Genomic DNA, 15072 nt, shown 5'->3' with positions numbered 1-15072 from the left:
AAAAACCGTTCGTAGTGTGGACTTTAGTCCGCAGTATGTTGCGGACTGAAGTCCGCACTACGAACCTTACTTATTTCGGTCAATTGACCGGACATGATATTACAAGTATGGCCGTTAATTAACCCGATCGCTCAAAAGTCCTGCGAGGAGTTTAGCCCTCACAGAACTCATACCCATTCAAACATTACCCAACCTAGACAACAGCCGGAGCACCAACAACCTCACCCTTCAGCATCCGAGCAGCAGCATCCATCAACTGTTCCTCCAAATAAGGCTTAGTGAAATAGCCTTTTGCGCCCAAACTGTAAGCCATTTGGCGGTGTCTGTCAGCACCGCGAGAAGTTAGCATCGCGATCGGCAATTCGCACAAAACCGCATCCTTCTGCATCCGAGAAAGCAGTTCTAAACCATCCATTCTCGGCATCTCAATATCGCAGAACACGATATCGCAAGGCAGGCCGGATTTCATCTTTTCCCAAGCTTCCTTACCGTCGCGAGCTTCTTCAACACGGTAGCCAGCTTTTTCAAAAGTAATCGACAAGAGCGATCGCACTGTAATCGAATCGTCCACAATCAGCACAGTTGGCTCAGTCTTCTCCTCAGCAGCCTCCGCAGCAGCCCGATCGCCACTTTCATCCCAAAGCGTACCGCCAGCTTCCTTCCGCAGCCTGCCAGTAGCCAAATCAATCAATTCCAGAACATCGGCAATCGCCACAATTTTGCCGTCCCCGAGTACCGTAGCACCCGCAATCCCGATCGGCTTCGGCACAGGCCCCTCCAACTGCTTGATCACGATTTCCTGTTCCGTCGAAACCTGATCCACCTGCACCGCCAAGAAATTCCCAGCAGAGCGCAGCACGATCACCGAAATCATGTCATCGTCAGTATTAAACCCGTAAACACTGCCCCGGCCCAAATGGCGGTTGTAACCCAGCAAATCCCGCAGCGGGCGGAACGGCAAAATCGAACCCCGCCACTCAATGCAAGGCAAACCGTCTGCCCCAGTCGTCACCTGATCGCGAGGTACATCGATCATGTCCTCCACCCCGTCCATCGGGAAAGCAATCCGAGCTCGATCGCTAATGCAAGTCAGAGCCTTAGAAATACTCAACACCAGAGGTAAACGGATGGTAAATACAGTGCCTTTGCCGATCGTCGAATCAATCCCCACAGTCCCCCGAATTTCGTGCAAGGAGGTCTCCACGACGTTCATACCGACCCCCCGGCCGGCGTACTCCGTCGCCTGTTCCTGAGTGCTGAAACCGGGCATAAACAGCAAATTGTAAACTTCCGAGCGAGACATCCTCTGAGCCTGAGCCGCCGTCAACAAATTCTGCTTGATCGCCTTCGCCTTCACCTTTTGCGGGTCAATTCCCGCCCCATCGTCAGAAACCGAAACCACCGTTTGATTCCCTTGGTGGAAAGCCCGAATCGTAATCCTGCCCATCGCAGGCTTCCCGGCTGCCAAACGCACCTCCGGCGCTTCGATCCCGTGGGTAATCGCATTGTTCACCAAGTGAGTCATCGGGTCATAAAGTTGATCCACAATCATCTTGTCGATCAAAATATCCTTACCCTCAACCTGCAACTGAGCCTGCTTCCCGCACTTAATCCCAATTTCCCGCACCGCCCGGAACAGCCTGTCCGTCGTCTCCGCAAACGGCTTCATCCGGGCGCGAGTCAAACCTTCTTGCAGTTGAGTCGTGACTTGGCGCAATTGGCGAGTCACCTGATCCGCCTCATCCACCAAAAACTCAATGTCCGCCGCCGACTCCCGCACCCGCACGATCAGCTCAATAATCTCCTGAGCCAAACTGTGGAAAGGAGTAAACCTGTCCATTTCCTCTGGTCTCCAAGCGCTTTCGCGTTGGTGGGACGACTCTTCGGTGCGCCATGCCGATCGATGTCCCTGGCGGTTTGCCAGCAAAGCAATCTCCAAAAGACTCCGCTCGTAGAAATCCTGAGTCCGTTGGCTGACATCGCTCAGCAGCGTCACTTGGTGCAGCAAATTGTCCAAAAACTGCCGCATCCGTTCTTGGTCTTGCTCCAAACTGTTGCGGTTGACTACCAGTTCCCCCATCAAGTTGCTGAGGTTGTCCAGTTGCTTGACCGGTACGCGCATGGTTTGGTCGCCGAACCCGCCCGCGCGGGCATTCCGCCTGGGTCTGTTATTGACCGACGACTGTCCGATATTGGTTTCGCTTTGACGGCCGCTGTCCTTTGGATCTTCCAGCAGTTTTTCTAAGTCGCCAAATTCGTCGTCGCTCTCCGCAGCAGGAGCGGGTGGTGCTTTGCGGGCAGTTTTCGCCGGTGCTGGAATTTCCGGCATAGTTGCGCTCTCGCTCAGCAGATCTTCAAGATCGGAGAAAACTTCCGTCGTTACCGGACTCGGATTTGCACCCCCAGAGGCTGCCATTGCGACCCCAGCACCGCCTGCGATTAACAGCGCTTCTAAATCGTCAAAATTGCCTTCGGAATCCTCAGTACCTGATTGAATGTCGCTAAAAAAGTCCGCCAGCGACTCATCTTCCAACTGTGCTGCATCGGCTTCGCTCAATTCTTCTTCTTCGTCGCCAAAGCCCGTCAGTTCCGAAGTCACCAGAGGCCCAGCATCTAGCGAATCCAACAAATCATCAAAAGCATCCAACTCTTCGGTGTTGAGAGTCGCCCCGGTTTCCAGAGCTGCTAGCAAATCAGCATCGCCCTCAAACATATCATCGAGAGATTCTGACGACATCACCTCTAAATCGCCAGCCGCAAAATCCGTTTCCAGCGCGCCAAACAAATCATCTTCCTCCTCGTCGGATTCACTTGCCGCATCTGTTTGGGCTCGATCGAACAAACTCTCAGGAACTTCGGCCGACAACTCCTGCAAATCAAAACCAGCTTCGGCATCCACCGACGGTGGAGGCGCTTCGCCAAACATATCCTCCAACAAATCGAAAGTGCCCTCATCAGACTCGACACTGGCAATTTCCGCATCAGGACGATCGGACAATAGCCCCAATTCAGCCGCTGCCAAATCTGTCAAGCCTGCCTCCGAAACAGTAGCCTCCGAGTCCGAGAACAAACTCGCCAAGTCCCCCTCATCCGCTGCCGTACCAGCACTGGGCAATTGAGAATCTCCATTTAAATTCAACCAATCCCCATCGACTTCTGGCGAAGCTTCCCCGTCATACTCAGTACCCGTAGGTACAGAACCGAACAGATCTGCCAAATTCGCCGCTTCTTGGGAATGAACCGCCTGCCGATCGCGCCCAGTCTCCTCATCCTCAGAAATCGAGTCCGACGTAATCTCCCCAAACAGCGCATCTAAATCGGTATCCTCCAGATCCAGGTTGGTCGATTGCACAGACTCGTCTTCCAGGCCAAAAGCATCTTCTAGCCAATCTCCATCCGCAGAAATATCTAAATCAGAATCAGAATCAGAATTTGATGTCATATTAAAAACGCTGCCACTTTCCTCATTTGGTGTGCTGCCAGTAGCTAAAGATCGATCGCCCCTGCTCTCCCCAGCTTCACCTTCAGAAGAAAGGAAATCAGAAGTAATGCTCAACAGCTCGCTGAAATCCGAGTCTTCCTCCACCCCAGAGAGCAACTCGAAATCATCTATTTCGGCTACAGTCGGTTTTTCTGCATCCCCTGAATCATTGCCACCACCTGCTAGTAGATCCGAAAATTCTGCGTCGAAAGCATCCGGGTTGAGAGCATACTCCTCGGAAACTGCCGGCACAGTCGCTTCCTCAGATGAGCCTAAATCGCCGAACAAGTTATCCAAATCAGCATCTGCCGTCACAACAGAAGTTTGGGCCGCCACTTCGTCCAAAAGCGTACCGAGAGCATCTTCATCAGCTTGCCTCCTGGTAATGCCGACCCTGCCCTCTCCCCGATCCAAACCCTGCCTGTTTGTTTCAAGCTGTTTGCGAGTTGGCGGCTGCTTTAAACCCGCATTTTCGCGATCGGCTGCCACCGCCGAACCATCAGCCTCACCTCCAAACAGCAAATCGTCCCCAAACAAACTCGTGAGATCCTCTAAAGGAGTCCTCGCATTCGTTTCCGAATTTTCCTCACCGTATTCGTCAAACAACAAATCAGTAAAATCGCCGGAATTGTCATCATCATCTAATTCCATGATTCCCCCCGTCGGCATCCTAGAAGCAGATTGTACGTAGTCCAGATCATCTTCTTCTTCCCAAGCGCCGTCGAGATCTGGAGATTCGCCTTCAAACAAGTCTGCTAAAGTGTTGAGTTCGGCCGCCCCCACTTCCGGGCCCGTGCGCGTCGAGATTCTAAAAGAACCTGTCTCTACATCTGATTCTCCGAACCCTGGGGAATTGTCCAACGGCGATAGACCTCCGGCGTAATCGTCACTTTCGTCGCCGTCGAGTTGCTCGAACAGCTCGTCTATGCTCAGCCCAGAAATTGTTGGCAGCAACTTGTTCGATCCATCCGGGGAATCGCCGCCCAAAGCCAGATCCCAGGCCGCATCTTCAACAGAGACCGCATTTGAACCCAACGTACCCGGTTGAGCGAATGCCAGCAAGTCTTCAAAATCTGTTTCCGGAACCACAACCGTCGGCACCAGCGCCAGAAGTTTGGCGCTGGGTGCGATCGACCCAGATTGACCCAAAAGTACCTGTTCTTGGGCTTGTTTGATGTCTTTGATGACCGTTGGGGCTAAGGTGCGGTAGGTATTTTCTGAGTTGGCGATCGCCTTTTCTACCACAGCGATCAATTCTATCCACTCGGGCAGTTCAAATTCCTCCCCCGCCATTTTCAAGTTCCGACAAATATTCCTAAGTTGTCGCCTGCTGTCAGAACCCTCAGGCTGTTTGAACTCTTGCAGCATTTCCCGCATCCTCGCCGGCACATCCGAGTCAAATACCAGATGCAGCGCGGTTTCTTCCGTTTCTGTGAGATCGGATGCGTAAGCTGAATCCGAGTCCGCAAAACTCATCGATGAGTTAAACGTCCCGGCTCCCATTCGGGCCATAACTGTTTGTGGTATTGGCAGCGGGCTGCTTTCGTCTGAATCGTTAGCGCAGTGTCCGACGAGTCCCCCCAAGTGCCCGTTGAGTTCTTCAAATACAGGTTCTAATTCTCGAACCATCTGCTCTCCCAATTCCTCTGTCAGCCCAAAAGGCCCCGACAGTTGCTCTAACAGCCCTTGTAACGTGTCAAAAATTCGCAAAAACAGCGACTCTAGCTGTTGGTCTACTTTAACGCTGCACTCTTTTAAAATTTTAAAACTATCTTCTAGTCGGTGAGATGTTTGCTGAATGCTAGTCAGGCCAAGCATTGCGGCTCCTCCTTTGACAGAGTGAGCAGCCCTAAATACTTCGTTAACCAGTTCTGGGTCTTCGATCGTCGCTTGTAGGTTGAGCAAGCCTTGTTCGATCGTATTGAGGTGGTCTTTTGCCTCCTCAATAAAGTAGCCCATGATCCTCTGTTGTTGCTCCGGCAGCATAGTTTTATTCCTGATTTTAAGCGTTATTGTATTTTGTCTATTTTAGGAGTCTTAGAGAATGTCTTTGTAAATCTGTCCCCTTGACAAGAGAATAATCTGACTGCGAGATATGGCAAATGTCCTGGCTATTTCTCTTTTCGATATCCCCTCACCTAAAAGATAGCGAATCTGCTGCACCTGTTCGGGTTTTAGCTTGCGGTTAGGATTTATATTGCCGGGAACGAAAGGAAAGCGGTTTTTTTCTATAGAATCGCGGGAGTTATCGGCGGGAGTTCCTTCCCACAAATGATCGGGGTTGACACAACCGCGATCGTCGCAACTGTGACAGGCAAAATAACCCGGTTTGATCGATCGTCCCAGTTTGTTTTCCAGTACCAGTCTGTGAGCGTAGAAACTTTTAGTTTTGCCATTAATTTTAGTACCCTTAATGGCGTAACCATCACTTCTTTTAGCCAGGATACAAATCATGCAGCCATTTGGCTGTATTTCGGCCCGAATGCCGGGAATTACTTCTATGCCTCGCGGTACTTTTTGAGGTTTAGGAGCAGATGTGCTTCCTACATCTTTAACCCGTCCTTTTCTAAACCTATCTTGAGAATTTTCCAGCCTAGAACCTTCCCATAAATGGTTGGGATTAATGCAGTTACGGACATCGCAAGTATGACAAGAAAAGTATTCTGATCTAATCGGACGACCTAAGATATTTTCTAATACTAAACGGTGAACTGTAAACGTTTTCCATTCACCGTCAATCTTAAGTCTTTTGTTGGCATAGCCCCTGCTAGACTTGGTTAAAGTAGAGATAATACAGCCATTCGGCTGAATTTCACCAAAAATACCAGGAATTACCTCTACTATGTTATCGTTCATCTGTACAACTCCTAGTTTATTTAGGTGCTGGATTGGCATCCCCGCAATCGTTTCAAGACTGCGAGGTTGCTTTTTGTTTGCCATCATTGCCACACTAAGGTGCTTGTAAATCAGGAAGTAAAAAAAGCATTAAACAATCAATTATTGTCTTTCTGCTGTTTCTACTCGGAACCTTTCCACCGATGTCAAAAGGTCGCGAGCAACGCCTACCAAATTTTGCAAAGCACCGGAAACTCGCTGCGCTTCTTGGGACGTTTCCTGAGCAGTTAACTCGACAGCTTGCATCACAGCGGCCACCGAACGAGCTGTTTCGTTCTGCTCCACAGTGTCCGCCGTAATCGATCGCACTAACACGTCAATGCGATTGGTAACTTGAATGATATCTTCAAGCGATCGCTTCGCCTGTTCTGCCAATCTTGTCCCCTCAATCACCTGCTGCGTCCCTTCTTCCATCGCCGTCATTACCGCGCCGGTTTCACTTTGAATTTGCATCACGATCTGCTCAATTTCTTTCAAAGACTTCGCCGATCGATCTGCCAACTGCCGCACCTCATCCGCCACGATCGCAAAACCCCTACCCGATTCCCCAGCTCTCGCCGCCTCAATACTAGCGTTGAGAGCCAACAAATTCGTCCGAGAGGCGATCGCCGCAATCAAACCCACAATCTTAGAAATTTCTTGAGAAGCTTCCGCCAACCGCTTGACTTTTCTCGTGGTTTCTGCTACCGTTTCTCGAATTTCCAAAATCCCGGCCACCGTCCGCTCCACAGCCTCGCCCCCTTTCAGAGCCGTTGCCGCCGCGCCCCGGGCCACTTCTTCCGCCTCTCTAGCACTCTCTGCGACCCGCTGAATCGCATCGGTGAGGACTTGCACCGAATTCAGCGTCGCCGCCAGTTCCTCAGCCTGCCGCAGCGCATCAGAAGACAAATCGCCCGCAAACTTGGCACTATCCGTAGCGCCTTTGCTAACCTCCCGAGCCGCCTGCTTCACCTGATGGACGATTTCGCGGAGGTTTTGAATTGTCAAGTTAAACGAGTCAGCAACAGCACCCAAAACGTCTGCCGTCACTTCCGCCGTCACCGTCAAGTCACCCCGAGCCGCTCCTTCCACGTCATCTAGCAAGCGAATCACTTGGCGCTGCAAGTCTTCTTTTGCCTGTTCCTGTTCGTCAGACTTGCGTCTGGTATCGCTAATCGTAGTTTGGATCACCTTCGCCATGTGGTTGAATTTAGCAGCCATTTTGCCAAATTCATCTTCCGAGTAAATCGTTGCCCGAGCGTCCAAAGTTCCTTGAGATACCGCATCGAACTGAGCTTGCAAATTGTCCGAGGACTTGCGTACCTGCTTGGCGATCAACTGGCCGATACCCCAAGAAGTCAAAAAGCTCGTAAAGCCTGCGGCAGCCGTCATTACCCAGCCTGTTTGGCGCAGGTAAACGATCGCCTCCGGCTTGTCTTGCTTCAGAGCTTGATAGGAGGCAATGTTAGTCACGAAAGCCACAGCTACCAGAGAAACCAATCCAGCCCCGATTGCCGTGTACAACTGTTTGGTAAACAGAGGGGCATTTTCCAAGAAAGCCAGTCCGCCCTGTTCTACAGTCACCGAACTATCGATCGCCTCACTTTCTGTCGGAGCAAAAGTCGGCACCGACGCATCAGCAGGGCCGGAAATGCTAAAAATCTCATCGTCTCGAATTGCCGAGCCGTCGCTATTGTCAAAGTCCAGACCGCTGCCGCTCGTACCCATCATGCCGCTGGTCGAGTTGCCGAAATTGGTGTTACCTCTAGTCAGGATCGAACTGTTGGCATCTTCTGAGATATCAAAATCCGGCAAATTGCCCAAATCGTCAAAATCGTCAAATTCGTCTAAAAAGCCGCTGTGTTCTTGAGCGTTCCCAGTTCTTGACGACCAGTCGCTGCTGTTCTTGGTGGCAGCCCCGAAAGCAGTCGCTTGCTCGTTTTCGTCGAGAGAGAAAGAATCGCTGAAAGCGTCGTCATCAAAAGCATCTAGCTCAAAGCTGTCCATGGAGCCAAATGCCTGCGGTTCCGAGTCGCCGTAACCATTGCTGTTAGAGTTTGAGCGATCGGCCGAATTAAATTGTCCCCGGCTCGACCTTTGACTCTGAGAATTGGGGACAGCACCTCCCATCAACAGCGTTTCGTCTTCCGCCAGCGAATAATTTGACGAGTATTCCGAGTCAATATTCGGCTGCTTGCTTTGAGATCGAGAAGACCCAAAACCCGAGGACATCGGCTGAGCAAAAGGGTCTGCCTCTTCTGGCAGAGGTGGCTTCTGACCTTGATTTTGCCCGGTCACGGGCGGGGATTGATAGTCGTAGTCGTCATCATTCAGGTCGAGTTCGTCTGGCAAATCGAGCGGCGCAAAAGGTTCGCCAAAATTGTCAGACGGCCCAGTGGGGGAGTCTAATTGCTCCGAATCGAAGGAATTCCCGGTTTCAGAACCAGCAAAACTTTGACCGTTGAGTACCTGAGTTGGAGCTTCTGAAAACAACTCTCCTGAATAAGGCGCCTTGGAACCAGAAACTTTGCTATCAGACAAGTCACCAGCATCAAACCCTGGGTCATCTAAGCCAAAAGGATCTCCCAAGTCCGAGCCAAATTCGTCCATGTCTAGCGGCTCGGACGCATCAGCATAAGCTGCCATTGCGCCGCTGTCGCCAGCAAAGGGGTTAGTTAAATCTTCGAGAGAGGTTGCAGCACTGCTACTGCTGTCTTGTGGTTCCCACTCCAACCCGCTCATCCCCAAATCTGCCAAGTCCTCGTTTTCCATGTCCTGTGGCGATTGACTCCCATAGGACATGGATGGAGAATTCCCTTGGAAAAGTGCTAAATCCGGGTCTTCCAACCCTTCCTCCATAGACAAGTCTGGGTAGAATTCCAATTCAGTTTCCGCAGACAAAGCCTCGAAACTTTCCGTGTGCAGTTCTCCGGATAAAAATTGGTCTGTGTGGCTAATACCGCCGTGAGCGTGTTCGACCAAACTCGGGTCGTCACTCAGGCTCAGCACCACCATGTACTGTTCCCGTGCCACCTCATACTGTTGCAGTCCGTAACAGTAGATGTGCCCGCATAGCAGCCGAGCGCTGGGGTCTTCGGGAAAATCTTCTACTAATTGATAAACTAGGGCCGCGGCTTCTGAATAGTTGCCATCCATGTAGGCCGCTTCTGCCCGTTGGTAATCCTGCTGAAAGTTGGTACTTGTTGCCATTTGCCGCCCTCTTTTGATTTTAGATTTTAGATTTGAGATTTTAGATTTTTATCTTGCTTGAATGTTTAGATGCGTGCCTCAAGTCCTGTGACTGTTGATAGTTAGACCCCAATCGAAAATCGCAAATCGCAAATCTAAAATCGATTTCACGCTGCCCACCGCGCAGAGCGCAGAATTTTCACTTGATCTAGCAGTCGGAGCACTTTAGTCGCTGGTGCACCTAACATCCATTCTCCCCTCAGAAATGGAATCATGCCGTCTGGTGCATTGTTCTGAGAGTGCAGTTGGTCTACGTCGAGCCAGTCCATCCCCACAATTCGATCGACTGCCAGCCCCAAAATCGTATCTTGGTCTTCCACAGCCACGATCGGGATTTCGGGTCGATCGGTGTTCAGAGGTGTTTGGTCTCCCAGAAATTGGCCCAGATCTGCCACCCAAATCACTCGTCCTCTCATGTTTAGCGTACCTAAAAGCAAGGAGGAAACGTTAGGAATGGGTGTCATTCGGTCTGGGGAGGGGGATAGCACCTCTCTAATCCCTGTTGCCGGCAGTGCGAACTCGTTCCCCGAAGGAACGTAGAACCGCAGGTGCAGCTCGCCTTCGGGAGTTTCTAGTTCCTGGAATTCCGGAGCCTGATCTATGCCTTGTCCTGGTAATATAAAGTCTGGGCTGCCACTAATCATAATTCTTCTCTCTGGGAAACCCACATCGTACCCCTACTCAAGTCGGTGTTGGGAGGAAAATGGGAGCTCGGTCTATGAAACATAACTATAACCGTCCTTTTTGTAAATGTGTTGGCAGTATTTATGACTAATTCCTTGCACCAATCCTGCTGGGGTTGAGACCTTAAAACTTCCACTGGTGCAGGTTGCCTTTTTTCTACATAATTCCCTATTTTGTTGCTGCTATTAACTATCTGATACTTTTACCCTGAAGATTGGGATAATTTTAGACTTCCTGCTAGATGCTAAGTACAACACGAGCGAGCTCGGACATTAGCGATCGATATTTTATCCCACAAAGCTTTCCCCAAAATCTTTACAACCGGGGAATCTCTAGAAATTTCATACCCACAGTCAGGAAACTTACAATTTGGGCAACCACCCAATTTTAAGTATAATTTTTCCCACGGCACGAATGTTTTAGAGGTGGGTTCGTCTTTGCTCCCAACTAACTTGGAACCGTCAAGGCAACACAAGTTTTGTAAGGTTTTCCTGGATTTTTGCCAGCCAAATTCATCATTGATGTCGCCGTTTTACTCCTTAAAATGCGATTTTTTTGAATTACTCTTTTATACATCTCAAATGTCGGAAAAAATATAAAATCGTAAGTTGTGGCAAAAGCAGAAGCAATTTGTTTGTCACATTCCCAACCTAAATCATGAATCCTGGTTTTGAATGCTGCCAATGTTCTAGGGATGCACCATTTAGGAATTAAACCTGATGTTTTTAGCACCATTTTCAAACCTCGCTTTCCTCGACCCTTGCCGATTTTGATAAAACCTTGATGTTCGTCTAGGTAAGCAATTAAAATGTTGTAAACTTTGCGAACAGCGCTCACCCACTTTTTCCGGATTACCCCTAATTTCTGGCACGGGTAAACTTGGTAACTAACGGTCTCGGCATACTTGCTATTGGTATTTTCTGAGTATCGCGCCCAGGCTGTAACTAAAGATGTGGATGATGGCGAGGACATCTTCAACGATTTCTTAAATCGGGCTAAAGTAGCCAGATTTGAGAACCAATATCTCAGTTTTTGTGGGCAGGTTCGGACATGAGATAAAATTGAATCCAAACCTGCACCAACCAGCTTTGCAGGCAATGACAACCAATCCGACTTCATTTGACAAAACGGATTCCAGTTTGGTTTGAAGGTCTTTTCTTTTGAATTTGAGTCCTGAGCCGATGTCGGTTTAGCCATAAAGCCAGCGTTTGCTTTACTTGGGAAATTTAACAGAAGATGTCTTTTCTGTTCAGATAATTCAGTCTGCTTGAGATTTGAAATTCAAGGAGTCGTTGCTGTGCCCATCGGTTTTGGCGATCGGCAGCAAGTGGAGAACAAATATATTATATTTGCACTTTGAGCGACTTCGGCCCGACAGCGATCGAGAAATTGAACTGAGTTTTACTGACGCCGGACGGCCAGCTCGCAAATTTATACATTCTAGTTGATGGTGCGATCGCCCGCAGCAAGGAGCTTTCTCTCTGTGACTGCCGGGACTGCCCTGGGTTGCTGGGATACAAAAAACCTCCCGTGCCATCAGTGCGGAATTTATTGGCTTATAATTCGTGTTCTAGCGATCGGCTTAATAATTTTTCCGAGAGATTGGCCGGAGGATAGCCCGGGCCTACATATTTTTCTACCAGCATTAATAACTCGCTTTCGCCAAAAGGTTTGGTGAAGTAGTCAGTCGCCCCCGCCATGCGGGCTTGAACGCGATCGATAAATCCGTCGATCCCTGTCAACATGACAATGGGCGTGTGCCGGAAAGCACTAGAATTTCGCAGCATCGCGCAAATTTCGTAGCCGTCGAGTTCGGGCATGGCGATGTCGCACAAAATTAAATCGGGTTTGAGTTTAAAAACTAAACTCAGGGCTTCGAGGGGATTGCTGATGCCAGTAGCTTCGTAACCCTGTTCGTTTAAAATTGACTCAACTGTTTTGCGAATCACATTGTCATCGTCTATACAGACAACTCTCTTGACCTTGGTTTCTGGAGAAGACCATTCTATTTTGTTGTTGCCAGGGACAACAGAAGGCTGGAAAAATACTTGCACCAATCCCTGCTGCACGAAAGGGTAAATCGCCTTGGCGACAGTCAGCACGTCTCGGTTGAGGTAGCGCGCCATTTGGCGGATCGAAGTGTGACCGTCGGCCCAGCGTCTGAGAGTATTAAAGGTATTGGCAGGGAGCGCGACTCGGAGCTGGGCGGGATCTGAAATCATCGGGCATTGGTTGGGCGACTGAATGTGAGGGTGAAACTGCTTCCACTGCTGCACCTGTTGGACAATCTTCGCCAGCAGCGAGCTAATTTCTAAGCTGGTGAGTTGAGGAGCCAATGCCGATCCCATTTCAAAAGTGAAGGAACCCTGGTGGAGGCTGAGCAAGTCAAACAGGGTTTCGTGGATCATGCTGTGGATGATGTTGCGCCCTTGAGCTGGGGTGAGGGTGTGGTTTTCTAGCAGGGCCCACAGGTAGGCGTATTCTGGGGCATTGGTAGATGCCATATAGGGAACTTGGATTTTGTCAAGGGCGGTGTCTGCTTTGTAGCGGCGCAGGTAGTCGCGCAAGCGAAACAAACTGCCCGCACTCTGGGTAGCGTAAATAATCTGACCGTTGAAGCAGAAGACATACCAGGATTGTCCTGCAGGGGAGCGCTGGGTAGGTAGATTACCCGAGTTGCCGATGAAGCTGTAGGCCTCTACGAACAGTTCTCCGGTGCGCTGACCTAACTCAATTAATTGCAGGATGCTGCGGATGTCAATTTCACTCAAATTTCCCTGCATGCAGCTAAAGTATCCTCCTTAAAACCGTTGGCGTCTGAAATCGGAAAGACTGTGCGATCGCGCTCATATTGACTTTAGTTTCTGTCAATAATTTACCTGTCAACTGTCAACTGTCAACTGTCAACTGAATGAAGGGCTTGATGCCACTGGCACAATTAGGAATTGACGAAAGGGCGATTTTCTCTTGTTGACATACTCCCCAGCTATGGAGGCCTGGGGATTTTGAGCTTCGGGCAGCAATTTCAGGCATCAGCCTGTCTAGAATTAAGTCTTACAAGCCGCTTATAAAAACCTAGGCAAACCTAGGTAAACTCTGCGGTATAAGTTTGAAACATTCTTTCTTAGCGCTTTACGCTTCCTCAGTATCGAGGTTGACCAAGAAACTCCAGTTAGAAACACTGTAATAATCACAACGACGTGATATCATAGCGGAACGTTTGATTTTTTTATTCAGTTTGTTCCACTCGCTCCAAACGTGCTTTTCTGAATTCACTTCAGAATAGGCGGTTAAGGAGCAAGGTATTTTTTCACTTAACTTGCGTGCCCTACGAGCAATTACCAGTGCAGCCGCTTCGTCACTAGCTAAGCCATACATTCTCAGGTATTTCACCAAGCTGATAATGCTTGAATAAGCTGGATTGACCGTTGTCAACTCAATCCCACGATTCGACAAAATAGAACTGAGTTGTTTATAAAACTCACTATACGCCCAACCCGACAACATTCGAGCATACTTTCTACCTTTCTCTCGCAGCGATTGCTTTTTTGTTGAGAAATCAAGTTCTTCACAAACCACAGGACATTCAAATTCTGTGGCTTTTGCAGCTAGTTGCAGACAAGCATCAACAATTTGAGCCTGTTGCTTGCCGGAGGGTAAACCTATCTGCAATGGGATCTGCCCTTTGGCTTTGAGATTCCCTTCAGAATCGACATACACCCACCCAATAGAACCGGGATTTATGTCGATACCAATGCAACCGTACATTCTCTCTCTCGAAACCTGCTTCGCGGGATTTGGGGTAAACTGCACAGCAGCAACCCACTTTCCATTCTTACGGTAGAAATGCCAGGTTTTAGCACCGCATTCTGGCAGTCTGTTGATGTTGCGGCTGAAATCACCAATCTCAGAGGACACAGTTTTTCCAAATCGTGACTCTAAGCATTTGGGGACTCTAAAAGTTATTTTATCCCCATTCCACTGGCAGACTTGATTGCCAAAAGACTCATCCTTAGAGCCGACAACAAAAATATCCCTCATCGGGATGAAGACTTTGACTGGCGAAAGCCTTAAATGTTCTACTCTGTTAATTAACCCAGTCAGTTTACGCTTTTTGTTGTGAATTTGAAAGCGCAAATTCTGCCAGTTTGTGGATTTATATTGAAGTGAGCAGGCTAGGGGGAAATTGCAACCTGTTTTTGATTTCTGCCATTTTTTCTTGGCATAGAACTTACGAGCTAATACCAACTTGCTTTCGGCTTTCTTGACCCACGCACCAATAGATTTAATTTTTCCTTCAAGAGCTTTTAGATGTAAAATCCTGTGTTCTTTAGCACCATCTACACGACCCTTGGCAGAACTGATTACACCATTTGCGTGGCGCTTATTGATGCCGTAGGTTTGCTGTAAATGCTTGTTCCAATCTGATTTCTTGAATTCTGTACCTAAAAGTAAGCGGTCAACTGTTTCAATGCTTGCAGCCCTAAAAATCTGGGCGTAAGCTTCTAAGAACATCTCGAAATCTGTAAATCCTAGTTCGTTGAGTTCGTGTACTGGTGTGGGCAAGCCTTTGCAATAAGTTAGGGTAGCCATTGATTCGACCTCTCAATGTGTTTATCTCTTCGTATGTTAACAGCTTTAAAGCTCTGCTAACTCGCCAATACTCATCAATCTATCCATTGGCTTACCGAGAATCTAACTACTAAATCCTGGGTAAATCTAGGTAAATTGTTAACAGTCATCACCCCGGCATTGGTGCGTGGGGTTTATGACACACACAATTG

Annotated in this window: 8 protein-coding genes; all 8 read right to left on the bottom strand. The window is 49.0% G+C overall.

Features of this window, described 5'->3' with window-relative positions:
• Nucleotides 1-193 precede the first annotated feature (193 nt).
• Nucleotides 194-5467 carry a response regulator gene (locus JGK11_RS07120; protein ID WP_293211093.1) on the bottom strand — a complete coding sequence of 1758 codons (5274 nt, stop codon included), beginning with the start codon at nucleotides 5465-5467 and terminating at the stop codon, nucleotides 194-196.
• Nucleotides 5468-5518: 51 nt separating this feature from the next.
• Nucleotides 5519-6337 (bottom strand): HNH endonuclease, encoded by an 819-nt coding sequence (locus JGK11_RS07115; protein WP_293180674.1) that lies wholly within the window; start codon nucleotides 6335-6337, stop codon nucleotides 5519-5521.
• A 141-nt stretch (nucleotides 6338-6478) separates the two neighbouring features.
• Nucleotides 6479-9565: a methyl-accepting chemotaxis protein gene (locus tag JGK11_RS07110; protein WP_293180677.1), complete on the bottom strand. Its 3087-nt coding sequence runs from the start codon at nucleotides 9563-9565 to the stop codon at nucleotides 6479-6481.
• A gap of 146 nt (nucleotides 9566-9711) precedes the next feature.
• Nucleotides 9712-10245 (bottom strand): chemotaxis protein CheW, encoded by a 534-nt coding sequence (locus JGK11_RS07105; protein ID WP_293180800.1) that lies wholly within the window; start codon nucleotides 10243-10245, stop codon nucleotides 9712-9714.
• A gap of 490 nt (nucleotides 10246-10735) precedes the next feature.
• A complete protein-coding gene (locus tag JGK11_RS07100; protein ID WP_293190142.1) occupies nucleotides 10736-11125 on the bottom strand; it encodes a hypothetical protein in 390 nt (129 codons plus the stop codon).
• A 421-nt stretch (nucleotides 11126-11546) separates the two neighbouring features.
• Nucleotides 11547-11825, bottom strand: a complete 279-nt coding sequence (locus JGK11_RS07095; protein WP_293190144.1) for a hypothetical protein — start codon at nucleotides 11823-11825, stop codon at nucleotides 11547-11549.
• 19 nt (nucleotides 11826-11844) lie between these two features.
• Nucleotides 11845-13071 (bottom strand): response regulator, encoded by a 1227-nt coding sequence (locus JGK11_RS07090; protein WP_293180683.1) that lies wholly within the window; start codon nucleotides 13069-13071, stop codon nucleotides 11845-11847.
• A gap of 349 nt (nucleotides 13072-13420) precedes the next feature.
• Nucleotides 13421-14803, bottom strand: coding sequence for an IS200/IS605 family accessory protein TnpB-related protein (locus JGK11_RS07085; RefSeq protein ID WP_293211091.1), 1383 nt, complete (start codon nucleotides 14801-14803; stop codon nucleotides 13421-13423).
• Nucleotides 14804-15072: the final 269 nt, after the last annotated feature.

This window comes from Microcoleus sp. PH2017_34_RAT_O_A, from assembly GCF_020737885.1.
In the GTDB taxonomy this organism is placed as follows: Bacteria; Cyanobacteriota; Cyanobacteriia; order Cyanobacteriales; family Microcoleaceae; genus Microcoleus.
The sequence above is the reverse complement of the archived record's forward strand: the minus strand, read 5'-3'. Positions and strand labels throughout refer to the sequence as shown.

What these genes read in the sequence shown, in the direction of transcription:
- JGK11_RS07115 (WP_293180674.1), bottom strand. Translation starts at nt 6,337, where the DNA reads ATGAACGATAACATAGTAGAGGTAATTCCTGGTATTTTTGGTGAAATT.
- JGK11_RS07120 (WP_293211093.1), bottom strand. Translation starts at nt 5,467, where the DNA reads ATGCTGCCGGAGCAACAACAGAGGATCATGGGCTACTTTATTGAGGAG.
- JGK11_RS07110 (WP_293180677.1), bottom strand. Translation starts at nt 9,565, where the DNA reads ATGGCAACAAGTACCAACTTTCAGCAGGATTACCAACGGGCAGAAGCG.
- JGK11_RS07095 (WP_293190144.1), bottom strand. Translation starts at nt 11,825, where the DNA reads ATGGCACGGGAGGTTTTTTGTATCCCAGCAACCCAGGGCAGTCCCGGC.
- JGK11_RS07085 (WP_293211091.1), bottom strand. Translation starts at nt 14,803, where the DNA reads ATGTTCTTAGAAGCTTACGCCCAGATTTTTAGGGCTGCAAGCATTGAA.
- JGK11_RS07090 (WP_293180683.1), bottom strand. Translation starts at nt 13,071, where the DNA reads ATGCAGGGAAATTTGAGTGAAATTGACATCCGCAGCATCCTGCAATTA.